We start from the raw sequence: 24,778 nt of genomic DNA, 5'->3' as shown, positions 1-24,778 counted from the left end.
CCCATGAGCGGCGGTGACGACGAGACGGCGCAGGTGATGACCTCGCTCGGGGCCCGCCTGCGCGCCATCCGGCAGGCCCGCGGGCTCACCCTGGCCCAGCTCGCCGCCGCCACCGGCATCTCCGTGAGCACGCTGTCCCGGCTGGAGTCGGGGCAGCGCGAGCCGGGGCTGCGCCACCTGCTGCCGCTCGCGCGGGCGCACCGGCTGCCGCTGGACGAACTCGTCGGCTCCCGGACCGGCGACCCCCGGGTCCACCCGCGGCCCTTCACCCGGCACGGGCAGACGTGGGTGCCGCTGACCCGGAACCCCAACGACGGGTTGCACGCCTACAAGCAGATCCTGCCCGCGCCCGCCGCTCCCCGGACCGAGCGGACGCCGCGCCCCGAGCAGGGGTCGCACGAGGGGCACGAGTGGCTGTACGTCCTCTCCGGCCGGCTGCTGCTCGCCCTCGGCGAGCACGACCTCGTCCTGACGGCCGGGCAGACGGCGGAGTTCGACACCCGCGTCCCGCACGGCATCGCCAACGCGGGGGACCGGCCCGTCGAGTGGCTCGCGCTGTACGGCGCCCAGGGCGAACGGATGCACATCCGGGTGCGGCCGACCGGCGGCTGACCGCCGTCGGACGCCGCGCCGGCCTCCGTGGGGTCCGACGGCCGTGCCTACGCGGCGGCCGTCCGGTGCGGCCGACCATCGTGCGGTCCGGTGTGCCCGGCCACCGGTTGCCCGGCGTTCACCGGCCGGCCGGCGATCGGCCGGCCTCCGCCCCGGGTGCTACCCCTCCGCGATCACCACCGCCGACGCGATCCCCGCGTCGTGGCTCAGCGACACGTGCCAGGACGCCACCCCCAGCTCCGCCGCCCGCTCCGCCACCGTCCCCGTCACCCGGAGCCTCGGCCGCCCGCCGTCCTCGACGTACACCTCGGCGTCCGTCCACAGCAGGCCGGCCGGTGCGCCCAGCGCCTTGGCCAGCGCCTCCTTCGCCGCGAAGCGGGCCGCGAGCGAGGCGGTGCCCCGGCGCTCCCCGCTCGGCAGCAGCAGCTCGCCCGGCAGGAAGAGCCGCCCCGCCAGCGCCGGTGTGCGCTCCAGCGACGCCCCGAACCGCTCGACCTCGGCCACGTCGATCCCGACCCCGATGATGCTCATGCCGGGAACCCTAGCCACCGCCGGGCGGCGCGGGGCGGGGGCGGGCGGGTGCTCTGAGAGACTGGGGGCACGATGAGTGAGACAGCTGCTCGGCGGGACGAGGTACTGCGCGCCCGGGCCGAGATCGACCTGGCCGCCCTGCGGGCCAACGTGCGCGTCCTGCGCGAACGGGCCCCCGGGGCGGCTCTCATGGCCGTCGTCAAGGCGGACGGCTACGGCCACGGCGCGATCCCCTGCGCCCGCGCGGCCGTCGGGGCCGGTGCGAGCTGGCTCGGTACCGCGACCCCGCAGGAGGCCCTCGCCCTGCGCGCCGGGGCCGGGCTGCCGGACGACGTACGGATCATGTGCTGGCTGTGGACGCCGGGCGGCCCCTGGCGGGAGGCGGTCGAGGCACGTCTCGACGTGTCCGTCAGCGGGATGTGGGCCATGGCGGAGGTCACCGCGGCGGCACGGGCGGCCGGGATGCCCGCACGGGTGCAGCTCAAGGCCGACACCGGGCTCGGCCGGGGCGGCTGCCAGCCCGGCGCGGACTGGGAGGAACTGGTCGGGGCCGCGCTGCGGGCCGAGGGGGAGGGGCTGCTGCGCGTCACCGGGCTCTGGTCCCACTTCGCCCGCGCCGACGAACCCGGCCACCCCTCCGTCGCCGCCCAGCTCACCCGCTTCCGGGAGATGACGGCCCGCGCCGAGCAGCGGGGCCTGCGCCCCGACGTGCGGCACATCGCCAACTCGCCGGCCACCCTCACCCTCCCCGACGCCCACTTCGACCTCGTACGCCCCGGCATCGCGATGTACGGCGTCTCGCCCAGCCCCGAGACCGGCACCTCCGCCGACTTCGGACTCCGCCCCGTGATGACGCTGGCCGCCTCCCTGGCCCTGGTCAAGCAGGTCCCCGGCGGCCACGGCGTCAGCTACGGGCACCACTACACGACCCCCGGCGAGACCACCCTCGGCCTCGTCCCGCTCGGCTACGCGGACGGCGTCCCGCGCCACGCCTCCTCCACCGGGCCCGTCCTCGTCGACGGCAAGTGGCGTACGGTCGCGGGACGGATCGCGATGGACCAGTTCGTCGTCGACCTGGGCGGGGACCGGCCCGAGCCCGGCGCGGAGGCGGTGCTGTTCGGACCCGGCGACCGCGGCGAGCCCACCGCCGAGGACTGGGCGCAGGCGGCGGGCACCATCGCGTACGAGATCGTCACCCGGATCGGCAGCCGCGTCCCGCGCGTCTACGTCAACGAGTGAGGCGTCGGTGGCGGGTGACGCGTCCGCGGCGATGCGCGTCCGGCTGAGACAGTGACCGGCATCGGGCATCCGTACGGCGACCCGGCCGCAGGCCGGCCCGGCGAAGAGGAGCGGGGTACGTGAGCGAGAGCAACGCGGAGGCCGTCGCGTCGGCCGTCGCCGCGGGCGGCTGGCGCCGCGCGACCGGCATCGCCGGTGTCGCGATAGGCGTGGTCGCGGCGGGCGCCGCGGCCGGTGTGGCGATAGAGCGGCTCACCGTCGGCCGCGGCATGCGCCAGAAGGCCCGGCTCGCCCTCGACTCGGCGGGCCCGTACGGCGGACTGCGCGGCACCCCCGGCACGGCGTACGCCGACGACGGCACCGAGCTGTACTACGAGGTCGACGACGCAGACGGTGGGGACGACGGGGACGGCGGTCCGGGCGGGGGCGGCGGAGACGGCGGGGGCACGGCGGGCCGGGCCGCGCTCACCGGGCGCCGCCGGCGGCTCTTCGGGCGCAGGGCACCCGCTCCCGTCACCGTCGTCTTCAGCCACGGTTACTGCCTCAACCAGGACTCCTGGCACTTCCAGCGGGCCGCCCTCAGGGGCGTCGTCCGCACCGTCCACTGGGACCAGCGCAGCCACGGCCGGTCCGGGCGGGGCGTGACCCAGGTGCGGGACGGCAGCCCCGTCACCATCGGGGAACTGGGCCGCGACCTGAAGGCCGTCATCGACGCCGCCGCGCCCGAGGGCCCGATCGTGCTGGTCGGGCACTCCATGGGCGGCATGACCGTGATGGCCCTCGCGGACGCGTTCCCCGAGCTGGTCCGCGAGCGGGTCGTCGGCGTCGCCCTCGTCGGCACGTCCTCCGGGCGGCTCGGCGAGGTCAACTTCGGGCTGCCGGTGGCCGGCGTCAACGCGGTGCGGCGAGTGCTGCCGGGCGTGCTCAAGGCGCTGGGGCAGCGGGCCGAACTGGTGGAGAAGGGGCGGCGGGCGACGGCCGACCTGTTCGCCGGAATCATCAAGCGGTACTCGTTCGCCTCCCGGGACGTCGATCCGGCCGTGGCCCGGTTCGCCGAGCGGATGATCGAGTCGACGCCGATCGACGTGGTCGCCGAGTACTACCCGGCGTTCAACGACCACGACAAGACCGACGCCCTCGCCGAGTTCGCCGACCTGCCGGTCCTCGTACTGGCGGGGGTGCGGGACCTGGTCACGCCGAGCGAGCACAGCGAGGAGATCGCCGGTCTGCTGCCGGACGCGGAGCTGGTGCTGGTGCCCGACGCGGGGCACCTGGTGATGCTGGAGCACCCGGAGCTGGTCACCGACCGGCTCGCCGACCTGCTCGCCCGCGCGGGCGCGGTGCCCGCAGCGACTACCGTGGGCGGCTATGGAAGCACCAGCAGCAGCGCGGGGCCCGGCTGAGCCCCCCTCCGGTTCCGTCTCGCCCGCCGACCACCCCGGTTCCGCCCCCGGCACCGGAATCACCGTCGCCTCTCCCGAGCGGATGCGGGACCTGGGCCGCCGGCTCGCCGGACTGCTGCGCGCCGGTGACCTGGTGATGCTCAGCGGCGAGCTGGGCGCGGGCAAGACGACGCTGACCCGCGGTCTCGGCGAGGGCCTGGGCGTGCGGGGCGCAGTTACCTCACCGACCTTCGTGATCGCCCGCGTGCACCCCTCGCTCGGCGACGGCCCGCCGCTCGTCCACGTGGACGCCTACCGGCTGTCCGGCGGCCTGGACGAGATGGAGGACCTCGACCTCGACGTCTCCCTGTCCGACTCGGTGATCGTGGTCGAGTGGGGCGAGGGGAAGGTCGAGGAGCTGACGGAGGACCGGCTGCAGCTCCGGATCGACCGGGCCGTGGGCGGGACCGGCCGGGCCGGGGACGACACCGCCGCCGGCGACACCACCGACGAGGTGCGGCACGTGACGCTGACCGGCTTCGGCGAGCGCTGGGCCGGGGCCGACCTGAGCGCCCTCGCGGGCTGAGCGCGGACGCCCGCGTCCCGTGGATTGTTCCGACAAGGCGTCGGCAAGATATTGCTTTCGGGGTCTTGCGCGTGGTCACATGGTATCCAGCTCGTAGTTAGGCATGCCTTACTAGGCTTGTATGGCTGCGCCCGCCCCCGACCTTCAGGAGGCGTCCATGTCGGAAGAGACCCGGCCGCAGGTCCGCCCCCGGCCCCACGCGCCCATGCCCGCCGGGGTGTCGATGCGCGACCTGCTCGCGTCCTGCGCCGCGGCGGCGGCCGTCTCGACGCCGCCGCGCGCGCCCGAGCCGCAGACCCCGCGGGCGGCCCGGCCCGTCGAACAGGAACACCGCGAGGCCGCCTGACCCCCGCGCTCGCCGACCGGGGCGCTCGGGTGCCCCAATCGGTCAGGGCACGACGACGACCTGCTGGCCGATCGTCGCGAACTGCCACATCGCGTCGCCGTCCGCCCGCGACTCCCGGATGCCGCCGGTGCGCTCGCCCGGATCCGGCTTGGCCGTCGAACCGTCCACCGCCGCGCTGAAGCCGACGGCCACGCCCTCACGGCCGGCGAAGCGCACGACGTGCTCGATCGGCACGCCGTCGGACCCGGTGACCCGGTTGGACCTGGACGTGACGGTGTAGGTGCCCGGCAGCGGGTCGACGGTGCTCGGTGTGACCCGGAAGGTGCGCCGCACCTCGCCGCCCGCGCCGACCAGCCACACCCGGTCGTCGTCCACCGAGTACACCACCCGTTCGCCCCGGCCCGACCCGGTGGGCAGCGCCTCCGGGTGCCGCCGGTCGCGCGGTGCCTTGGAGGCGCCCGGGGCACCGGGTGCGGGTGAGCCGGTCGCGTGGGTGCGGCCGAGATCGTGCGGGACGTGCGTCGATGCCTGGTGGGCGAGGACGCCGATGGCCGCGAGTGCCGCCGTGGTGAGGCCGGCGACGAAACCGGCGCTGCTGCTTGCCACTGGCGACCACCTCGTCGTCGTACGTCGTGCCGCGGGTCCCGGTCCCGCCCCGGCGACGGTAGCAGTACGTGAGCGGATGGATGCGGTGAGCGACACGGGGGTGGAGGCCGGGCGGCCGTCCACGGACCCGGGACTCGGGCCGGGCGTCCGGCCGGGGCCCGGCGGCGCCGTAGGCTGTTCGCGTGCTCTTGCTCGCTCTGGATACCGCCACGCCCGCCGTGACCGTCGCGCTGCACGACGGCACGGACGTCATCGCCTCGTCGAGCCAGGTGGACGCACGCCGCCACGGCGAGCTGCTGCTGCCCGCCGTCGACCGGGTGCTCGCGGAGGCCGGTCTGCGCCTCGACGCGGTCACCGGCATCGTCGCCGGCACCGGCCCCGGCCCGTACACGGGGCTGCGCGTGGGGCTGATGACCGCGGACACCTTCGGGCTCGCCCTCGGCGTGCCGGTGTACGGCGTGTGCACGCTGGACGGCCTCGCCCTCGCCGCCGACCTGGAGGAACCCTTCGTGGTGGCGACCGACGCCCGCCGCAAGGAGGTCTACTGGGCCCGGTACGCCGACTCCCGCACCCGTCTCACCGACCCGGCGGTCGACCGGCCCGCCGACATCGCCGGGCAGGTGGCCGGGGTCCCGGCCGTCGGCGCGGGCGCCCTGCTCTACCCGGACACCTTCCCCCGGGCCCACGGGCCCGAGCACGGGTCCGCCGCCGCCCTGGCCCGGCTGGCCGCCGAACGGCTCGCGGCGGGCGAGGAGCTGCCCGCACCCCGGCCGCTGTACCTGCGCCGCCCCGACGCCCAGGTCCCCAAGAACTACAAGGTGGTCACCCCCAAGTGACGGAGTCAGCCACTTCAGCCACTTCCGTGCTGCGCGAGATGCGCTGGTGGGACATCGACCCCGTGCTGCGCATGGAGCGGGAGCTGTTCCCGGAGGACGCCTGGTCGCGCGGCATGTTCTGGTCCGAGCTGGCCCACGCGCGCGGGCCCGGGGCGAGCAGGCGCTACCTCGTCGCCGAGCAGGACGGCCGCGTCGTCGGCTACGCCGGGCTCGTCGCCTCCGGCGAGCAGGCCGACGTGCAGACCATCGCCGTCGCCCGCGACCACTGGGGCACCGGGCTCGGCGCACGGCTGCTGACGGAGCTGCTGCGGGCGGCGACCGCCTTCGAGTGCACCGAGGTGCTGCTGGAGTGCCGCGTCGACAACACCCGCGCCCAGCGCCTGTACGAGCGCTTCGGCTTCGAGCCCATCGGCTTCCGGCGCGGCTACTACCAGCCGGGCAACGTCGACGCCCTGGTGATGCGCCTGACCGACCCTGCCACCCCCGTACCGGACACGTCCGCACCGGACCCCTCCGTACCGGGCACCGAACGAGGAACCGACAACCATGCCTGACGAACCTCTGGTCCTGGGGATCGAGACGTCCTGCGACGAGACCGGTGTCGGTGTCGTGCGGGGCACCACCCTGCTGGCCGACGCCGTCGCGTCCAGCGTCGACGAGCACGCCCGCTTCGGCGGCGTCGTACCCGAGGTGGCGAGCCGCGCCCACCTGGAGGCGATGGTCCCCACCATCGACCGCGCGCTGAAGGAGGCGGGCGTCGCCGCCCGCGACCTCGACGGCATCTCCGTCACCGCCGGCCCCGGCCTCGCCGGTGCCCTGCTGGTCGGCGTCTCGGCGGCCAAGGCGTACGCCTACGCCCTCGGCAAGCCCCTGTACGGCGTCAACCACCTGGCCTCGCACATCTGCGTCGACCAGCTGGAGCACGGGCCGCTGCCCGAGCCGACGATGGCCCTGCTGGTCTCCGGCGGGCACTCCTCCCTGCTGCTGTCCTCGGACATCACCTCCGACGTCCGCCCGCTGGGCGCCACCATCGACGACGCGGCCGGCGAGGCCTTCGACAAGATCGCCCGCGTGCTGAACCTGGGCTTCCCCGGCGGCCCGGTCATCGACCGCTACGCGCGCGAGGGCGACCCGGGCGCGATCGCCTTCCCGCGCGGCCTCACCGGTCCGCGCGACCCGGCGTACGACTTCTCCTTCTCCGGTCTGAAGACGGCCGTGGCCCGCTGGATCGAGGCCAGGCGCGCGGCGGGGGAGGAGGTGCCGGTGCGCGACGTGTCGGCGTCCTTCCAGGAGGCGGTCGTGGACGTACTGACCCGCAAGGCGGTACGGGCCTGCAAGGACGAGGGCGTGGACCACCTCATGATCGGCGGCGGTGTCGCCGCCAACTCCCGGCTGCGGGCCCTGGCCCAGGAGCGGTGCGAGGCGGCCGGCATCCGGCTGCGGGTGCCGCGTCCCAAGTTGTGCACGGACAACGGTGCGATGGTGGCCGCGCTCGGCGCCGAGATGGTGGCGCGGAACCGGGCCGCCTCCGACTGGGACCTGTCGGCGGACTCCTCGCTGCCGGTGACCGACCCGCACGTCCCCGGCCACGGCCACTCGCACGACCACGTCCACGAGGTCAGCAAGGAGAACCTGTACTCGTGACCGTCGCGCTGATGTGGGAGGCGCGGGCGCTCCCCGGCCGGGGCGAGGAGCTGCTGGCCTGGGCCCGCGCCCAGCCGCTCGCCGGTGCCCCGGTCCGCCGGGAGACCCTGCGGGCCCCGCAGGACCGGGTCCTCGTCATCACCTGGTGGGACGCCGCGTACGACGCCGAACTGCCGGAGCTGCCCGAACCCGACGGGGACCTGATCGCGCGGGCGGTGCACCGGTGGCGGTTCGAGTCGGTCGATGACTGATCCGATACGCAATGCGTCGATTGCGTAACCGAGTTGGCTAAGATCGATGTCAGAACGGGCGCGGCCCAAGACAATAGGGGCGTGTCCACTCCACCTGACGTCGCACTCGACGACGGCACCCCGGTCCGGTTCCTGCTCGCCCCCGCGGACGGCACGTTCCCGGCGCCCTCCGACGACGACCTGCCCGAGGGCATGGGCCGGGCGGTGCCCGTGGCACGGGGGTCCGGTTCCGTCGCCCGGTTCGCCACCGGAGCCCTGCGCGGTGCGCTGAGCCCGCTGGGACCGCTGATCCAGGAGGTCCACGACGCGGCCACGGCGGTACCCGATCCGCCCACCGAACTGAGCGTCACCTTCGGGGTCCAGGTCGGCCAGGACCTCAAGCTCGGGATCGTGGGCGGCACGGGCGCCGCCCACCTCACCGTCACCGCGAGCTGGAGCCCGGCCGCGCCCGGCCCCGCACCCGCGGGAGGCCCGGACCCGGCTCCCGCCCCCGCATCCTCGGGAGGATGACGCGTGGGATGGTTCGGAACCGCGGGGGACGGTGCCGGCGATCCCGCCCGCCATGTCGTGACCGTACGCGGCGCCGAGAACGGCAGGACCGTCGGCGCCGGCTTCGTACTCGGCGGCGACACCGTGCTGACCTGCGCCCACGTGGTCAACGCCGCTCTGGACAGACCCCTGCTGGAGGCACGGACACCCGCCCTGGACGAGGTCGTCGTCGAGATCGCCGACGACGCGGGCGGCGCACGGCGCTTCTTCGCCCGCGTCGCCCACTGGATCGCCCCGCGCGCCCCCGGCGGCGGTCCGGTGCCGCCGGAAGCCGGCGAATGGCTCGGCGACCTCGCCGTGCTCCGGGTCGACGGCCCGCCCGGTGGACTGCCCGCCGGCCCCCGGCTCACGGGCATGGCGGCGGGCCAGCAGGTGGTGGCCTGGCACGGCAGCGCCGAGGCGGCCACCTACGCCCGCCTCACCGTCCACGAGCCCGTCGGCGCCCGGGCCTACCTGGACGGCGCCCCCACCGGCATGGCGGTCGGCCCCGGCTACAGCGGTGGCCCGCTGTGGTGCGGCGCGGAGCACGCCGTGGTCGGACTGGTCGTGGCCCACTTCATGCCGCCCCGGCGCCGGGACAACGGCGCCCCGCTCCCGTACAGCCCCCAGCACCTGGTGCGGCGCAGCTGGGGCGTGCCCTGGCAGCGCGTCCAGGACGAACTGCGCCCACTGGGCCTGCTGGACGGCGCCGCACCGGCGTCGCCCGACCCGGACGACCCCGCCCTCCTGCTGCTGACGGAGGCGATCGAGGACATCTTCCCGTCGCCGAGCAGCCGCGTGGCGGGCGCCCAGCGGCTGGCCCGGTCCTGCGGGGTCGGGTCCGGCAGCGCCGTCACCCCGCCCACGCCGGACGAGTTCGCGACGTTCCTCCTCACCCACCCCAGGGCCCTCGCGGCGCTGGCGGGGAACCTGCGGCGCAGCGCCCCGCAGGAAGCCGACCGGGTGCTGGCCGCGGGCGGGCTGTCCCGCGTTCCCAAACTGCTGTCCCCGCAGGAGCACACGGCCCTGCGCAAGCACCTGCGCATGATGGAGCCCGCAGTGCTCGCACGGTTCCCCGAGGCGGTACGGGCCGCCCTCCCGCACCTGGCGGCCATGCCCGGCGGAGACACCCCGGAGGCCCTCCTCGACCACCTGGAGGCGCTGCCCGGCGACGGCCACGCGGCCGGCGGCGAGCGCAGGGTCCCGGCGCTGCTGCGGGTGATGGAGTACGTCGGCGCCCTGTGCGGTCCCCGACGGGCCGAGCTGCGGCTGTGGGCGGACGGCGTGGCGACCCGGCTCGGCATCGAACGCGCCGCGCTCGGCGAACGCCGCTCCGACGCCCAGGAGTGGATGCGGGCGCTGCGGGCTCGGGCGGCCCGCGTCCGTGTGCTGGTCCAGGTCAACCCCGCCGGACAGGGCCGCCACCGGCTGCGGATCTGGTGCGACGAGGGTGCCGGGCCGCGCCAGGTCTCCACGGACAGCGTGCGCTCGTACTCCGCGGCGGAGGCGGCCCGCGAGGTGCTGCGGGTGCTCGACTCCCTCACCCCGCCCGCCGAGGACGAACGCCCGCCCCTCGTCGAGGTCCTGGTGGACCGGGCCGGCCTCAACCTCCCCGTCGACGAGTGGACCGCGCGCGACCCGGACGCGCTGGTGCCCGGTGTCCTCGGCGTCGAGTTCCCCCTGGTCGTGCACTGCCCCGAACTCCTGCGCAGACACGGCCGTTTCACGAAGCACTGGCGCAGCCGCTGGAACCGGCTCGACTCGGGCAAGACCTTCGTCGTCTCCGAGACCATGGACCGGGACACCATCTACTCCCGGCTGGTCAACCAACTCGACACCGTGCGCGTCTGTGTGGACGTACCGCCCGGCACGCGGGACGGCATCGTGCAGACCTGCCTCGCGCTGGGCATACCGGTAGTGGTGTGGGACCGGGGCCGCGACGGTGCCGCACACACCGTCCGCCACCTGGCGGAGGTGGCCACCCGCGAGATGCCCGACGGCGTACGCGACTACCGCGCGGGCGCCAAGGCCAGCCCGCCCGACTACCCCGGACGCCCGGTACTCGCCTGGGCGGACGCCGACCGCACCGTGCCCCGCCTGCACCTGACCGAGCCCCAGGAGAGCACATGACATCCGCTGCCGACGCAGACAACGCGGAGTGGCGCCTGTTCCGCGGCGACGGCACGCCCCGGCCCGTCGCCCTCCCCTCGGCACCACCGTGGCGGCGCTTCGTCCCCACGCGGTCGCTGCGCCCGGAACTGCCCTACGTCATCGCCCCGCAGCACGCCGACGTCGTCAACGCGGCGCTGCACCTGCGCCGTCCGCTGCTGGTGACCGGGCCGGCCGGCACCGGCAAGTCCTCCCTCGCCCGCGCCGTCACCCACGAACTGAGCCTGGGCGAGCTGCTGCGCTGGCCCGTCAACAGCCGCTCCACCGTCAAGGACGCGCTGTACCAGTACGACGCCATCGGCCGGCTGCGCGAGACCACCCTCAGCCGGGACCGCGGCGAACGCGAGCCGTCCATCGGCACCTTCGTCCGGCTCGGCCCGCTCGGCACCGCCCTGGTGCCCTCGACCGTCCCCCGCTGCCTGCTCATCGACGAGATGGACAAGGGCGACGTCGACCTGCCGAACGACCTGCTCACCGTCTTCGAAGAGGGCTTCTTCGACATCCCCGAACTGACCCGGCTGCCCGAGGACATGGCCGACGTCGACGTGCAGACCCACGACCACCGGGGCACCGTGCACGTGCACCAGGGGCTCGTGCAGTGCGCCGAGTTCCCGGTCGTCGTCATCACCAGCAACGGCGAGCGCGACTTCCCGCCCGCCTTCCTCCGCCGCTGCCTGCGGCTCGACCTGCCGCTGCCCGACGAGGACCGGCTGCGCACCATCGTCGCCGCCCACCTCGGCGAGGAGGCGATGCGGGAGGCGGACGACCTGATAGAGGCGTTCCTGCGGCGCCGCGCCCTGGGTGAACTCGCCACCGACCAGCTGCTCAACGCGGTGTTCCTGCGCACCGGCGGCGTCGACCTGGACGCGGAGGGGCTGCTGGACGCCGTACTGCACCAGCTCACCGGGGCGATGTGACCGTGCCGGTCGGGGGAGAGGGGTTCACGGAGGGCGAGCGGCCCGCCGGGGGTGAACGGCCGGTCGGGGGCGAGCAGTTCGCCGAGGGAGGTGCGCCCTCCGGAGGCCGGCGGCCCGGCGGAGGCGAGCGACTCGGCGAGGTGCTGCGGCTGCTCGGCGGGTGCCGGGTGGATCTGGACGCCGGTCAGCTGCTCGACGTGCTGTGGCTCGCGCGGCGGCTGCCCGCGGGGGCCGAGGCGCCCCTGCACCGCCAGGTACCCGACCGTACGCAGCAGCCCCCGCCGGCCGACGGCCCCGACACGCCCGAGAGGCCCGTTCCGCAGCAGCGGACGTCCGAGCCCGGCGACCCCGACCTGCCGGACCTCACCAGCCCCACCACGCTGCACGCGGGGGCCCGGCACGCCCCCGAGCCCTCGCCACGGTTCGCGTCCGCCGGCCACGAGCCCCGGCGGGCCCTGCCGGTGCGCGTCCCGGAGGAGAAGGCGCTCGGCGGCGAGCTGGCACTCGGACGGTCGCTCAGACCGCTGCGCCGCCGCCACGACAGCCGTCACCGCACGGAGATCGACGAGGACCGCACGGCCGCCCAGCTCGCCGAGACCCATCTGCCCGACGTGGTGGAACGACCGGTGCGCGAACGCTGGCTCGATCTCGTGCTGCTCGTCGACGACGGCCTGTCGATGCTGCTCTGGCACCGCCTGGGCACCGAACTGCGGACCCTGCTCGAACGCCTGGGCGCCTTCGCGGTCACCCGCGTCCTCGGCCTGGACACGCGCAGCGCGTCGGGGCCCCGCCTGCACGCCAGGCCGTTCGGCTCCGGCAGCACCGAACTGCCGCTGAGTACCGTCAACGACCCCTCCGGCCGCACCCTGCTGCTCGTCGTCAGCGACGGCATGGGCCCGGCGTGGCGCTCCGGCGCGATGCACGCGCTGCTCGCCGAGCGGGCGGCGCGCGGTCCCGCCGCCGTCCTGCACACGCTGCCGCCGGACATGTGGGGGGCCTCCGGCATAGCGGCCGAACGCTGGCAGGCCACCACCCGGCGGGTCGGCGGCGCCAACACCTCCTGGAAGGTCGTCGACCCGGTGCTGCCGCCGGAGCTGAGCCACTTCGACGACATCCCGGTCCCCGTCCTCGAACCCACCGCCGGCTCCCTCGGCGTCTGGGCCCGGCTGCTCGCCTCGCCGGGCACCACCGTGGAACTGCCGCTGCTGGCCGGCCCCGACCGGTACGACGCCGTCGCCCCCGCGCGGGACCTGAGCAGCGCCCAGCACTTCCGGGACGCGGCGACCCCGGAGGCGTACCGCCTGGCCGCCCACCTCGCGGCGGTGGCCCCGCTGTCCGTGCCCGTGATGCGGCTGGTGCAGACGGCGGTGCCCTGGCCGGCCACGACCTCCCACCTCGCGGAGGTGTTCCTCGGCGGCCTGGTCCGCCCGCACCCGGCGCCCGTGTCGGGCCCGCTGCCCGCCAAACACCGGGTGTTCGACTTCTCCGACACCTCCAAGGCCGTACTGCTGGACGCGGTCCCGCAGGCCGAACTGCTGCGCACCGGCCGCCGGATCGGGCGCCGCCTGGAGGAACTGGCCGGAAACTCGCCGGACTTCCCGGCCTGGCTGCTCCATCCCGACGGCTCCGACACGCTGCCCGGCTCCCAGCAGCCGTTCACGCGGGTCGAGCGCAGGCTGCTCGCCCGGTTCGGGGTGTCGCTCGGCGGGGCGCCCTCCGCGACCGGTGCCGGTACGCGGAGCACCGCCGGCGCCGACGCCGGCACCGACGACTGGGACCCGCTCACCGAGGACGACCCGCGCCGCATCGGGGGGTACGAGCTGCGCGGCCGTCGGCGCGGGCGGCGCACGCTCGTCTACCGGGGCGTCGACGCCCGGGGCCAGGAGGCCGTGCTCCGGGTGCCGCGCCCGGACCTGCCCGCCGTCAACGCCGGGCTCGTCGCGGTGGAGGCCGAGGCGCTGGGCCGACTGCAGGGCCAGTACGCGCCGGTGCTGCTCGCCACCGGGCTCCAGGACTCCCCGCCCTGGCTCGCCATGACGCCGATCGCGGACGCGGCGGCGCCCGACGCGCAGCCGCCGAGGCTCGCGGAGATCTTCGGCCGGGCCCTGACCGACGGCAGGGCCCCCTTCGACATCCTGCAGGGCCTGCTCGTGTCCTGCTACCTCGCCAACGCGGTCGCCCTGTGCCACCTCGACAACCTCGTGCCCGCCACCCTGGACGCCGACAGCGTGTACGTCCTGCGCCGCACCGTCGTCCTCGGCGACCTGTCGGACTGCGCCGTCGACGGCGCGTACCTGGGCTCGGGCGCCGCCCCCACCCGCGAGGACAACGTACGGGCGCTGGGGGAGCTGCTCCAGGTCATCAGCAGCAAGGCGGGCTGGGACATGCCGGCCCTGCCGGAGGGCATGCACCTGTGGCAGGGCGACACCTGGGAGCAGCTGCGGCGCCTCGTGCTGCGCTGCGTGGACCCGGACCCGGCCGTGCGGCCCACCGCGGCCGAGGTCGCCGAACTCCTCGCCCGGTACGTGGCCCGCACCCGTCTCCACCTGGACGGGGCCCGCCCGCGCGCGGGCGGGGACGGCCCCGCCGCCCGCGTGCCGCTCACCCCGCCCCCGCCGGACGCCGGTGCCCCGCGCCCCGTCCTGCGGCTGCCGCGCTTCGGCGCCGCCCGCAAGGAGGCCCAGAACCGCCTGGAGCGGCTGCGGGCGCCCGTGCCGCACAGCAGGCGCCTCACCCTGATCGGCGCCTACCACTACAGCGGACGGGCCACGACCACGATGGTGCTCGGCTCGCTCCTGGCCGCCGCGCGCGGCGAACCCGTCCTGGCCCTCGACGGATCCGCCTCCGAGGGCTCGCTGGACGCCTTCCTCACCCGCCGCAACCCGGCCGTCGTACGGGACCTGGCGGCCCTGTCGCCCACCCCGGCCTACGAGGAGATCCGCGCCCGCACCACCCGGCTGCCGTCCGGCCTCGAAGTGGTGGCCCATCGCGGGGGGCACTTCAGCCCCAACCCGGCCCACCAGCAGGAGTACGCGCATGTCCTGGCGCAAACGGCGCACCACTACCCGTTCGTCCTCACCGACTGGGCGCCGCTGCGGCTCGACGGTTCGGCCACCGCCGTACTCGACCACACCGACCGGCTGATCCTGTGCTGCAGCACCGAGGAGTGGCTGCTCGACGCCGCCGTGCGCATCCTCGCCGTCCTCCGCGGCGACGGCCGTCAGGAGCTCGCGCGCCGGGCCCTCGTCGTCGCCACCGACCTCCGCGGGCCGATGGGGGGCGAGCTGCCGCAGACGTTCGCCGAGCGGCTGCGCGTCGAGCCCGAGCAGGTCGTGCGCGTGCCCTTCGACCCGGCCCTGCAGTCTCCCCACTGGGAGCTGCGCCGGCTGCGGCCGGCCACGACGGAGGCGTTCCTGCGGCTGGCCGAACAGACGATGCGGGACGACTGACCCCGACGGCGAGGTTCGAATATTTCGATCTCCATAGCGAATGTTTAGATGCTCTCGGCGGCCGAGGGCTTCAGCCCCGTCGGCCCGCAGGGTTACGATCGCCGTCATGACATCCCCGCAGCCCGCTGAAACCCGGACGCGAAAGCGGTCCGCGCAGACCGCGACCCTCGCCGAGATCGCGCGCGAGGCCGGTGTGTCGGCGCCGACTGTTTCGAAGGTGCTCAACGGACGCGCCGACGTCGCCCCGTCCACCCGGGCCCGCGTGGAGGACCTGCTGCGGACCCACGGCTACCGGCGCAGGCGGGCCGAGTCGACCCGCTCGCCCCTGATCGACCTCGTCTTCCACGAGCTGGAGAGCGCCTGGGCGATGGAGGTCATCCGGGGCGTGGAGAACGTGGCGCGCGACACCGGCCTCAGCGTCGTGCTCTCCGAGAGCGCGGGCCGCCTCACGCCCGGCCGGACCTGGGCCGACCAGGTCGCAGCCCGCCGCCCGCACGGCGTGATCCTGGTCCTGTCCGGCCTCGACGAGTCCCAGCGGGCCCTGCTCACCAGCCGCTCCATCCCCTTCGTCGTCCTGGACCCGGCCGGCGACCCGGGCGTCGACGTGCCGTCCATCGGCGCCACCAACTGGCAGGGCGGTCTCGCCGCCACCCGGCACCTGGTCGAACTCGGCCACACCCGCATCGGCGCGATCAGCGGACCCACCCGCATGATGTGCAGCCGCGCCCGTGTCGACGGCTACCGGGCCGCGCTGGAGACGGCCGGTCTGCCCGTCGACCCCGACCTGGTCCTGACCGGCGACTTCCACCACGAGGCCGGCTACCGGCAGGGCCTGGAGCTGCTGCGCCGCGCCGACCGGCCGACCGCCGTCTTCGCCGGCAACGACCTGCAGGCGCTCGGGCTGTACGAGGCCGCCCGCGAGCTGGGGCTGCGCATCCCGGACGACCTGAGCGTGGTCGGGTTCGACGACCTGCCGGTGGCCCGCTGGGTGGGGCCGCCGCTGACGACCGTACGGCAGCCGCTGATGGAGATGGCCGAGGCGGCAGCGCGGCTGGTCCTCGACCTCGGGCGGGAGAACGGCTCTTCGTCGGCGACCCGGGTGGAGCTGGCCACCAGCCTGGAGGTGCGCAGCAGCACGGCACCGCCGCGGGAGCGCCGCGCGTCCTGATCCGATCCGCCCGCCGCCTCCGGCCTGTTGCATCCGCCCCGCCGAGTCCGCCCCGTCGAGCGCGCCAGTCTGAGAATTTGGGCAGAAATCCGATCCGCCTGTTTCTGTTTCAACAAATCGGACTTACGTTCTTTCCGCCGGGGCATCCGGGTGGGGACGCGAACGGGACGGCACGGGCGGGGGCTGACGCATGGCGGCGCGGGGCGGGCGGGACGAGCGGAGCGGCCGTGCCAGGGGGCTGAGGGCGGCCGGCCTGGCCCTGGCCGGCGCCCTGCTGCTCGGGTGCGCGGCGGCGGGCTGGGCCTACTGGCACCTCAACGGCAACATCACGAGCGTCGACATCGACGGCGCGCTCGGTGACGACCGCCCCGCCCGTCCCGCCGCCGCCCCCTCCGCCTCGCCCTCCGCGTCCCCGGTGCCCACCGGCGCGCTCAACCTCCTGGTGCTCGGCTCCGACTCGCGCGGCGGCGAGGAGAACCAGGAGCTGGGCGGCGGAGACAGCGGCGGCGCCCGCTCCGACACGGCGATGGTCGTCCACCTCGACGCGGGCCGCACCGCCGCCACCGTCGTCAGCATCCCGCGCGACACCCTCGTCCACCGCCCGTCCTGCCCGCTGCCGTCCGGCGGTACGACCCGTCAGGCGAGCGGTGCGATGTTCAACACCGCCTACGAACTGGGCGGGCCGGTCTGCGCGGTGAAGACCGTCGAGTCGCTCACCGGCGTCCGCATGGACCACTACGTCGAGATCGACTTCTCCGGTTTCGCGAAGCTGGTCGACGCCCTCGGCGGGGTCACGGTCACCACGGACGTGGACATCGACGACGACCGGAGCCACCTGCACCTGGACGCCGGGACCCACCACCTCGACGGCACCGAGGCCCTCGGACTGGCCCGTACGCGCTACGGGCTCCAGGGCGGCAGCGACCTCGCCCGGATAGAGCTCCAGCACACCCTCGTCAAGGCGCTCCTCGAGCAGGTCTCCACCACCGACCTGCTGACCGACCCGGCACGGCTGTACCAGGTCGCCGACGCGGCCACCGGAAGCCTCACCACCGACACCGGCCTGGACTCGCTGGGCGAGCTGACGGACCTCGGCCGCAGCCTCGGGGGCCTCGCGGCGGACGACGTACGCACCCTGACGATGCCGGTGCTGCCCGCGCCCGCCGACCCCAACCGGGTGGTGGCGGACGAGCCGGACGCCGGTGACCTGTGGGAATCGCTGCGCTGAGAAGTTTCCGGGGAGATCCCGCCGCGGGTGTCGATCCGCGGCCCGCCCGTTCGACGCAGGGGTGAGAGGCCGGGAACGACCCGGCCACTGAGCACCCCGAGGAGCCATCATGCCCCGCTACCTGTCGATGATCCGCATCGAGGAGTCCGACGAGCTCTCCGGCGGCCCCAGCCCCGAGCTGGTGCAGCGGATGGAGAAGCTGATGGAGGAGATGACCAAGGCCGGCGTCCTGCTCGACACGGCCGGGCTGGCCCCGACCGCCCAGGGCGCCCGCGTCCACTACGAGGGCGGGCAGCTCTCCGTCACCGACGGGCCCTTCACCGAGTCCAAGGAGGTCGTCGGGGGGTACTCCCTCCTCCAGGCCAAGGACATGGCCGAGGCGGTCGAGTGGACCAAGCGCTTCCTGAAGGTGCACGAGGACTACTGGACGGTCACCTGCGAGGTGCGGGAGCTGATGGAGGGCTGAGGACGACGAGGCCCGGGGCCCGGGGAGGACGAGAACCGGTGCGGACGGGGAACTGAGAGGCAGGAGGCCCGAGTCCCGCTGTGCTTCGGCAGCCCGAGGGTGTTGCATGGTGGGCTGTGCAGCCGCAGCCCACCGCAGCCCTCGAAACCGTCTTCCGGCTGGAGTCGCCCCGCGTGATCGCCGGCGTCGCCCGGCTCGTCCGGGACGTCGGCATCGCCGAGGAACTCACGCAGGACGCCGTGGTCGCGGCCTTGGAGCAGTGGCCCCGGGACGGTGTGCCCGACAACCCGGGCGCCTGGCTCATGGCCACCGCCCGCCGCCGCGCCGTCGACCTGATCCGGCGCCGGGAGAACTACGCCCGCAAGCTCGCGGAGATCGGCCGCGACCTGCCCGCTTCGGCGCCCCCGCCCGAGGAGCCGGCCGACCCGGAGGACATCGACGACGACCTGCTGCGGCTGGTCTTCACCGCCTGCCACCCGGTGCTCTCCGCCGAGGCCCGCATCGCCCTCACCCTCCGCCTGCTCGGCGGCCTGACCACGCCCGAGATCGCCCGCGCCCGCCTCGTGCCCGAACCGACGGTCGCGCAGCGCATCGTGCGCGCCAAACGCACCCTGGCCCGCAAGAACGTCGCCTTCGAGGTCCCGTACGGACCGGACCGCGAGGCCCGCCTCGGCTCGGTCCTGGAGGTCATCTACCTGATCTTCAACGAGGGGTACGCGGCCACCGCCGGCGACGACTGGCTCCGCCCCGCCCTGTGCGAGGACGCCCTGCGCCTGGCCCGCGTCCTGGCCGCCCTGATGCCGAAGGAACCCGAGGTCCACGGCCTGGCCGCCCTGCTGGAGTTCCAGTCCTCGCGCACCGCGGCCCGCACCGCCCCCGACGGCGAGCCGGTGCTCCTGCGGGACCAGAACCGCCACCGCTGGAACCGCCTGCTCATCGCCCGCGGCATCACCGCCCTCGACCGGGCCGGTGCCGCCACCGGCGCCGCCGCCCCGGGCCCGTACGTCCTGCAGGCCGCGATCGCCGCCTGCCACGCGACGGCCCCCGTCTACGAGGAGACCGACTGGCCGCGCATCGCCGTGCTCTACGGCCTGCTCGCGGCCCGCGCCCCGTCCCCGGTCGTCGAACTCAACCGCGCGGTCGCCGTCTCGATGGCCGAGGGCCCGGCCCCCGCGCTGGCCCTCGTCGACGCCCTCGCCGCCGAACCGGCCCTGCGCGGCTACCACCTGTTGCCCAGCGTCCGGGGCGACCTCCTGTTCCGCCTGGGCCGCACGGCCGAGGCCCGCACGGAGTTCGAGCGGGCCGCCTCCCTGACCCGCAACGCCCGCGAACGCGCGCTCCTCCTGCGCCGGGCACGGGAGGCGACCGGTTAACGCGCCGGGTGCCCGATCAGCATCGTCGGCGCCCCCGCGACCCGGGTCAGGAACACGGTCGCCGCGTTCGGCCCCTGCGGCCTGACCTTCTTCCGCAGCTCCTCCGGCTCGACGGCCGAGCCCCGCTTCTTCACGGTCAGCGTCCCGACCCCGCGCTCGCGCAGCAGCGCCTTCAGCTTCTTGACGTTGAACGGCATCCGGTCGGTGATCTCGTACGCCGTGGCGTACGGCGTCGGCCGCAGTTCGTCCGCGGTGACGTACGCGATCGTTGCGTCGAGCAGTCCGCCGCCGACCTGCGCGGCGACCTCGGCGACCAGGTGGGCGCGGACGACGGCGCCGTCCGGCTCGTACAGGTACCGGCCGGGCGTACGCGCCTCGGGGTCGGGCAGGCCGGTGCCCGGCAGGGTGCGGGGTCCGGGCAGCAGCGTGGCCCGCACCGCCCCCGGTGCGGCACCCGCGCCGAACCACAGCACGGCCTCCTTCACGTCCCCGCCGTCGGAGATCCACTCGGCCTCGGCGTCCGCGGGCACCGCCTCGTGCGGGATGCCGGGCGCGACCTTCAGCGCGGCGGCACGAGAGGCCGTACGGGCGGCCGCCACGGCCCAGGACAGCGGCGGCGAGTACGCCTCGGGATCGAAGATCCGGCCCCGGCCACCGCGTCGCGCGGGGTCGACGAACACGGCGTCGTACGGGGCGGTGCCGACCTCCGTCACGTCGGCCTCGCGCACCTCGATCAGGTCGGCGAGACCGAGCGCGTCGGCGTTGGCACGGGCCGCCTCGCAGGTCAGCGGGTCCCGGTCGACGGCGAGGACCCTGATGCCGGCGCGGGCCAGCGCGATCGCGTCGCCGCCGATCCCGCAGCACAGATCGGCCACGGACCGCACCCCGAGCCCATGGAGGCGCTCGGCCCGGTACGCCGCCACGCTCGCCCGCGTCGACTGCTCCACCCCGTTCGGCGTGAAGAACATCCGCCCCGCGTCCGCGGCCCCGAACTTCGCCACCGCCCGCTGCCGCAGCCGCGCCTGCCCGAGTGCCGCCGACACCAGCGGGGCCGGGTGCGTGCGCCGCAGCCGGGTGGCGACCGCCAACTCCTGGGCGGGGTCGGTGTCGCGGACCTCGTCGAGGAGCGCGCGGCCTTCGGGGGTGCGGAGGAAGTCGAGGTCGTTCACCGGGTCATTGTGGGCCAGTCGGTGGACCGTGTGCCTCCGGCGCGGTGTCGGGCCGGGTCCGGCGGCCGGGGACTGCAAGGATCCGGCACCATGCGCACAGTCGTACAAAATGACAAAAGTCGGGCGTCGCGTGGCGTGTCCCGGGTCTCCCGTCCCGCACCGCGCAGAGCGCGTCGCCGAGCGCTCCGCAGACGCGCGGCGGCCGCCACCGCCGTCCTCGCCGTCACCGCCCTCGCCGCCGGATGCGCGCAGGACGACACCGCCGGGGTGCGGGGCGCCTCCGGCCAGCAGGCGCCCCCGGCCCGGGCCCTCGACGGCTACGCGGCCGAGCTGCGCGCGGCCCAGGCCGCCCGGGTCGCCGCCGCCAAGCGCTGGGAGCTCAAGAAGGTGCCGCTGACAGCCCCCTCGGCCCCCGCGAAGAAACCGCGGATCAAGGCCCGCGAGGGCTTCGAGGTCGACGGCCAGGAGACGGACGGCCTCCCGCCGGTCTTCACCACGGTCCCCACCAAGGAGAAGGTCGTCTTCCTCACCATCGACGACGGGGCCGAGAAGGACCCGGCGTTCCTGAAGATGATGAGCGAGCTGAAGATCCCGTACACCGTCTTCCTCACCGACGAGGAGATCAAGGACGACTACGGCTACTTCAAGAAGATGCAGGCCCGCGGCGTCACCCTCAACAACCACACCCTGAGCCACCCCTACCTCCCGGCCCTCTCCTACAAGGAGCAGAAGCGGGAGATCTGCGGCATGCAGGACGTGATGGAGAAGCACTACGGCAAGCGCCCCGTCCTCTTCCGGCCGCCCTTCGGCAACTACAACGGCGACACCCTGCGCGCCGCCAAGTCCTGCGGCATCAAGTACGCGCCGATCTGGAGCGAGGAGGTGTACGTCGACCACTGGGAGTACCGCGAGTGGGACCAGGACCTGCACCCCGGTGACATCGTCCTCACGCACTTCCGGGGCACCGAGGACTGGGACGGCTCGATGACCGACATGGTCCGCCGCTTCCTGGACCGGATCACCGCCGACGGATACGCGGTGGCCCGCCTGGAGGACTACCTGTGAGGCGGGGGCGGCTCCGGCCGGCCGCCGCCGCCCTGGCCGTCCTTCTGCTCCCGCTGGCCGGCTGCGACCGGACCGCCGCCCCCGCCGCACGCGCGGGGGCGGCCGGGGAACCCGCCCAGGGCGGCGACCGGGGCCGGCACCTGCCGCCCGTCGTGGACCACGTCCGCACCACCGACCGGGTCGTCTTCCTCACCTACGACGACAGCGCCGAGCGCGACCCCGCCTTCACCGGCCTGATCCGGGAACGGCGGCTCCCGGTCACCCTGTTCCTCACCGACACCGTGGCCGGCCCGGCGTACGGCGACTTCGCCCGGCTGCGTTCGGTCGGCGCGAGCCTGCAGAACCACACCCTCGACCACCGCGCCCTGAGCGGCCTGCCCTACGCAGGGCAGCGCGCCGAGATCTGCGGCCAGCAGACCAAGCTCACGTCCCGCTTCGGCGTCCGCGCCCACCTCTTCCGCCCGCCGCACGGCGCGTACGACACCACCACCCTGCGCGCCGCCGCCGACTGCGGCATCACGGCCCTGGTCCTGTGGCGCGCCGCCCTGAACGCCGACGGCGCCCTCACCTACACCCGCGGCGACCACCGCCTCCACCCCGGCGACGTCATCGCCGTCGACCCGGACCACCCGACGGCCACCGACCTGACGTCCCGCACGGAACGCCTGCTCAAGACGGTCGCGGAGCAGGGACTGAGGGTGGGCAACCTGGAGGACTACCTGTGAACGCCGGACGGACCGGTGGGCGCCGGACCGGCCGGTGACCTCTTGAGGCCGGCCGGCATCGTCCAGCCCGTCCGGCGTTTGAGGACGAGGCCGTCCAGGCCGAAAAGCGGGGGTCCGGGGGCGGCGGCCCCCGGCGACGCCCGCACCCGCGCAGGGTGCCGAACCAACCGGCGTCGACCCCAAAACCCCCCGACGCGCCGCCGGCATTGGCACTCCGCTTGACCGAGTGCTAATCGCGGTCATAGTCTCAGGTCTGGCACTCCCCACTGGAGAGTGCCAACACAGCGACGGGCAGGTCCGGCACCCGCGACGACGGATCGACCTGGTCGCCACCTCAGACAGTTAACCCCGTGAGATCTCCGAAGGGGGAGGTCGGATCGTGACGACCGCCAGCTCCAAGGTTGCCATCAAGCCGCTCGAGGACCGCATTGTGGTCCAGCCGCTCGACGCCGAGCAGACCACGGCTTCGGGCCTGGTCATTCCGGACACCGCCAAGGAGAAGCCCCAGGAGGGCGTCGTCCTGGCCGTGGGCCCGGGCCGCTTCGAGGACGGCAACCGTCTTCCGCTCGACGTCAGCGTCGGCGACGTCGTGCTCTACAGCAAGTACGGCGGCACCGAGGTGAAGTACAACGGCGAGGAGTACCTCGTCCTCTCGGCCCGCGACGTCCTCGCGATCATCGAGAAGTAGTTCACCCGAAGCACCCTGTTTCACAGCTGCGCCCCTGGCTCCCGCGACCATAAAAAGCCGGGCGCCCGGGGCGCAGTTGCCGTATAACCCCAAGATTTCCGGAAGAGGGCTCACGCTCCCATGGCGAAGATCCTGAAGTTCGACGAGGACGCCCGTCGCGCCCTCGAGCGCGGCGTCAACAAGCTCGCCGACACGGTGAAGGTGACCATCGGCCCCAAGGGCCGCAACGTCGTCATCGACAAGAAGTTCGGCGCCCCGACCATCACCAACGACGGCGTCACCATCGCCCGTGAGGTCGAGGTCGAGGACCCGTACGAGAACCTCGGCGCCCAGCTGGTGAAGGAGGTGGCGACCAAGACCAACGACATCGCGGGTGACGGCACCACCACCGCCACCGTGCTCGCCCAGGCGCTGGTGCGCGAGGGGCTGAAGAACGTCGCCGCCGGTGCCTCCCCGGCGCTGCTGAAGAAGGGCATCGACGCGGCCGTCGCCGCCGTGTCGGAGGACCTTCTCGCCACGGCCCGTCCGATCGACGAGAAGTCCGACATCGCCGCCGTGGCCGCGCTGTCCGCCCAGGACCAGCAGGTCGGCGAGCTGATCGCCGAGGCGATGGACAAGGTCGGCAAGGACGGTGTCATCACCGTCGAGGAGTCCAACACCTTCGGTCTCGAACTGGACTTCACCGAGGGCATGGCCTTCGACAAGGGCTACCTGTCGCCGTACTTCGTGACGGACCAGGAGCGCATGGAAGCCGTCCTGGACGACCCGTACATCCTGATCCACCAGGGCAAGATCTCCTCCATCGCGGACCTGCTGCCGCTGCTGGAGAAGGTCATCCAGGCCAACGCCTCCAAGCCGCTGCTGATCATCGCCGAGGACCTGGAGGGCGACGCCCTCTCCACCCTCGTCCTCAACAAGATCCGCGGCATCTTCAACGCGGTGGCCGTCAAGGCCCCCGGCTTCGGCGACCGCCGCAAGGCGATGCTGCAGGACATGGCGGTCCTCACCGGCGCCACGGTCATCTCCGAGGAGGTCGGCCTCAAGCTCGACCAGGTCGGTCTCGACGTGCTCGGCACCGCCCGCCGCGTCACCGTCACCAAGGACGACACCACGCTCGTCGACGGTGCCGGCCAGCGCGACGAGGTCGACGGCCGCATCGCCCAGATCAAGGCCGAGATCGAGACCACGGACTCCGACTGGGACCGCGAGAAGCTCCAGGAGCGCCTCGCGAAGCTGGCCGGCGGCGTGTGCGTGATCAAGGTCGGCGCCGCCACCGAGGTGGAGCTGAAGGAGCGCAAGCACCGTCTGGAGGACGCCATCTCCGCGACCCGCGCCGCGGTCGAGGAGGGCATCGTCTCCGGTGGCGGCTCCGCGCTGGTCCACGCCGTCAAGGTGCTGGACGGCAACCTCGGCAAGTCCGGCGACGAGGCCACCGGTGTCGCGGTCGTCCGCCGCGCCGCCGTCGAGCCGCTGCGCTGGATCGCCGAGAACGCCGGTCTGGAGGGCTACGTCATCACCTCCAAGGTCGCCGAGCTCGACAAGGGCCAGGGCTTCAACGCCGCCACCGGCGAGTACGGCGACCTGGTCAAGGCCGGCGTCATCGACCCGGTCAAGGTCACCCGCTCCGCCCTGGAGAACGCCGCCTCCATCGCCTCCCTCCTGCTGACGACCGAGACCCTGGTCGTCGAGAAGCAGGAAGAGGAAGAGCCGGCCGCCGCGGGCCACGGCCACGGCCACGCCCACTGAGGCCAGCGCCGAACTGACCCGAACCGCCAGTGCCCGGTACCCCCTCAGGGGGTG

The 24,778-nt window shown here is 74.4% G+C and carries 24 protein-coding genes; 21 read left to right on the top strand and 3 right to left on the bottom strand.

The window, feature by feature from the left end:
• The first annotated feature begins 3 nt into the window (after positions 1-3).
• Positions 4-612: a helix-turn-helix domain-containing protein gene (locus tag IG94_RS0125180; protein ID WP_031041466.1), complete on the top strand. Its 609-nt coding sequence runs from the start codon at positions 4-6 to the stop codon at positions 610-612.
• A 159-nt stretch (positions 613-771) separates the two neighbouring features.
• On the opposite strand, the gene IG94_RS0125175 is transcribed toward IG94_RS0125180, so the two are convergent.
• A complete protein-coding gene (locus IG94_RS0125175; protein ID WP_031041463.1) occupies positions 772-1,143 on the bottom strand; it encodes a holo-ACP synthase in 372 nt (123 codons plus the stop codon).
• Positions 1,144-1,215: 72 nt separating this feature from the next.
• Here IG94_RS0125175 and alr point away from each other — a divergent pair, with 72 nt between their 5' ends.
• The 4 genes from alr (at position 1,216) to IG94_RS0125155 (ending at position 4,696) form a co-directional block, all read left to right on the top strand.
• Positions 1,216-2,382: an alanine racemase gene (gene alr / locus IG94_RS0125170; RefSeq protein ID WP_031041459.1), complete on the top strand. Its 1,167-nt coding sequence runs from the start codon at positions 1,216-1,218 to the stop codon at positions 2,380-2,382.
• Positions 2,383-2,501: 119 nt separating this feature from the next.
• A complete protein-coding gene (locus tag IG94_RS0125165; protein ID WP_031041456.1) occupies positions 2,502-3,785 on the top strand; it encodes an alpha/beta fold hydrolase in 1,284 nt (427 codons plus the stop codon).
• Positions 3,751-4,350 carry a tRNA (adenosine(37)-N6)-threonylcarbamoyltransferase complex ATPase subunit type 1 TsaE gene (tsaE, locus tag IG94_RS0125160; protein WP_031041453.1) on the top strand — a complete coding sequence of 200 codons (600 nt, stop codon included), beginning with the start codon at positions 3,751-3,753 and terminating at the stop codon, positions 4,348-4,350. Before IG94_RS0125165 ends, tsaE begins: the two co-directional genes overlap by 35 nt.
• 157 nt (positions 4,351-4,507) lie before the next feature.
• Complete coding sequence (locus IG94_RS0125155) at positions 4,508-4,696, top strand: hypothetical protein (RefSeq protein WP_031041450.1); 189 nt, start codon at positions 4,508-4,510, stop codon at positions 4,694-4,696.
• Between the two features lie 42 nt (positions 4,697-4,738).
• Here IG94_RS0125155 and IG94_RS0125150 read toward each other — a convergent pair whose 3' ends face one another.
• Positions 4,739-5,302 carry a hypothetical protein gene (locus tag IG94_RS0125150; protein WP_031041447.1) on the bottom strand — a complete coding sequence of 188 codons (564 nt, stop codon included), beginning with the start codon at positions 5,300-5,302 and terminating at the stop codon, positions 4,739-4,741.
• 182 nt (positions 5,303-5,484) lie between these two features.
• Here IG94_RS0125150 and tsaB point away from each other — a divergent pair, with 182 nt between their 5' ends.
• The 12 genes from tsaB (at position 5,485) to IG94_RS0125090 (ending at position 19,331) form a co-directional block, all read left to right on the top strand.
• On the top strand, positions 5,485-6,138 hold the full coding sequence (tsaB, locus tag IG94_RS0125145) for a tRNA (adenosine(37)-N6)-threonylcarbamoyltransferase complex dimerization subunit type 1 TsaB (protein WP_031041443.1): 654 nt from the start codon (positions 5,485-5,487) through the stop codon (positions 6,136-6,138).
• Positions 6,135-6,692: a ribosomal protein S18-alanine N-acetyltransferase gene (gene rimI / locus IG94_RS0125140; protein ID WP_031041441.1), complete on the top strand. Its 558-nt coding sequence runs from the start codon at positions 6,135-6,137 to the stop codon at positions 6,690-6,692. The genes tsaB and rimI overlap by 4 nt, the downstream gene beginning before the upstream one ends.
• Positions 6,685-7,782 carry a tRNA (adenosine(37)-N6)-threonylcarbamoyltransferase complex transferase subunit TsaD gene (tsaD, locus tag IG94_RS0125135; RefSeq protein ID WP_031041438.1) on the top strand — a complete coding sequence of 366 codons (1,098 nt, stop codon included), beginning with the start codon at positions 6,685-6,687 and terminating at the stop codon, positions 7,780-7,782. Before rimI ends, tsaD begins: the two co-directional genes overlap by 8 nt.
• Positions 7,779-8,033, top strand: coding sequence for a hypothetical protein (locus IG94_RS0125130; RefSeq protein ID WP_031041435.1), 255 nt, complete (start codon positions 7,779-7,781; stop codon positions 8,031-8,033). The genes tsaD and IG94_RS0125130 overlap by 4 nt, the downstream gene beginning before the upstream one ends.
• Before the next feature lie 81 nt (positions 8,034-8,114).
• Positions 8,115-8,543: a CU044_2847 family protein gene (locus IG94_RS0125125; protein ID WP_051159398.1), complete on the top strand. Its 429-nt coding sequence runs from the start codon at positions 8,115-8,117 to the stop codon at positions 8,541-8,543.
• 3 nt (positions 8,544-8,546) lie between these two features.
• A complete protein-coding gene (locus tag IG94_RS0125120; RefSeq protein WP_031041428.1) occupies positions 8,547-10,691 on the top strand; it encodes a VMAP-C domain-containing protein in 2,145 nt (714 codons plus the stop codon).
• Positions 10,688-11,647: an AAA family ATPase gene (locus tag IG94_RS0125115; RefSeq protein ID WP_031041425.1), complete on the top strand. Its 960-nt coding sequence runs from the start codon at positions 10,688-10,690 to the stop codon at positions 11,645-11,647. The genes IG94_RS0125120 and IG94_RS0125115 overlap by 4 nt, the downstream gene beginning before the upstream one ends.
• Before the next feature lie 2 nt (positions 11,648-11,649).
• Positions 11,650-15,096 carry an SAV_2336 N-terminal domain-related protein gene (locus IG94_RS0125110; RefSeq protein WP_157852305.1) on the top strand — a complete coding sequence of 1,149 codons (3,447 nt, stop codon included), beginning with the start codon at positions 11,650-11,652 and terminating at the stop codon, positions 15,094-15,096.
• Positions 15,097-15,202: 106 nt separating this feature from the next.
• Entirely contained in the window at positions 15,203-16,264 is a 1,062-nt protein-coding gene (locus IG94_RS0125105) for a LacI family DNA-binding transcriptional regulator (RefSeq protein ID WP_031041418.1), read from the top strand.
• A gap of 190 nt (positions 16,265-16,454) precedes the next feature.
• Complete coding sequence (locus IG94_RS0125100; RefSeq protein ID WP_031041414.1) at positions 16,455-17,492, top strand: LCP family protein; 1,038 nt, start codon at positions 16,455-16,457, stop codon at positions 17,490-17,492.
• A gap of 109 nt (positions 17,493-17,601) precedes the next feature.
• The gene (locus IG94_RS0125095; RefSeq protein ID WP_031041412.1) at positions 17,602-17,958 is read left to right on the top strand and encodes a YciI family protein; all 357 of its coding nucleotides are present in this window, start codon (positions 17,602-17,604) and stop codon (positions 17,956-17,958) included.
• A gap of 116 nt (positions 17,959-18,074) precedes the next feature.
• Positions 18,075-19,331, top strand: coding sequence for an RNA polymerase sigma factor (locus IG94_RS0125090; protein ID WP_031041407.1), 1,257 nt, complete (start codon positions 18,075-18,077; stop codon positions 19,329-19,331).
• Here the strand turns inward: IG94_RS0125090 and IG94_RS0125085 are convergent.
• Positions 19,328-20,500 carry a class I SAM-dependent methyltransferase gene (locus tag IG94_RS0125085; RefSeq protein ID WP_031041405.1) on the bottom strand — a complete coding sequence of 391 codons (1,173 nt, stop codon included), beginning with the start codon at positions 20,498-20,500 and terminating at the stop codon, positions 19,328-19,330. The two genes, IG94_RS0125090 and IG94_RS0125085, sit on opposite strands and share 4 nt — an antisense overlap.
• Positions 20,501-20,590: 90 nt before the next feature.
• Here IG94_RS0125085 and IG94_RS0125080 point away from each other — a divergent pair, with 90 nt between their 5' ends.
• The 4 genes from IG94_RS0125080 to groL all read left to right on the top strand — a co-directional run bounded on the left by IG94_RS0125080 (position 20,591) and on the right by groL (position 24,724).
• Complete coding sequence (locus IG94_RS0125080; RefSeq protein ID WP_031041401.1) at positions 20,591-21,565, top strand: polysaccharide deacetylase family protein; 975 nt, start codon at positions 20,591-20,593, stop codon at positions 21,563-21,565.
• Positions 21,562-22,290, top strand: coding sequence for a polysaccharide deacetylase family protein (locus IG94_RS0125075; RefSeq protein WP_031041399.1), 729 nt, complete (start codon positions 21,562-21,564; stop codon positions 22,288-22,290). The genes IG94_RS0125080 and IG94_RS0125075 overlap by 4 nt, the downstream gene beginning before the upstream one ends.
• A gap of 379 nt (positions 22,291-22,669) precedes the next feature.
• Entirely contained in the window at positions 22,670-22,978 is a 309-nt protein-coding gene (gene groES / locus IG94_RS0125070; RefSeq protein WP_014178834.1) for a co-chaperone GroES, read from the top strand.
• Positions 22,979-23,098: 120 nt separating this feature from the next.
• A complete protein-coding gene (gene groL / locus IG94_RS0125065; RefSeq protein ID WP_031041395.1) occupies positions 23,099-24,724 on the top strand; it encodes a chaperonin GroEL in 1,626 nt (541 codons plus the stop codon).
• Positions 24,725-24,778 lie beyond the last annotated feature (54 nt).

Origin of the sequence: Streptomyces olivaceus (assembly GCF_000721235.1) — a bacterium.
GTDB classification, from domain to species: Bacteria; Actinomycetota; Actinomycetes; order Streptomycetales; family Streptomycetaceae; genus Streptomyces; species Streptomyces olivaceus.
Note: the sequence above shows the minus strand (reverse complement) of the source record. Positions and strands in the feature narration are given on the sequence as shown.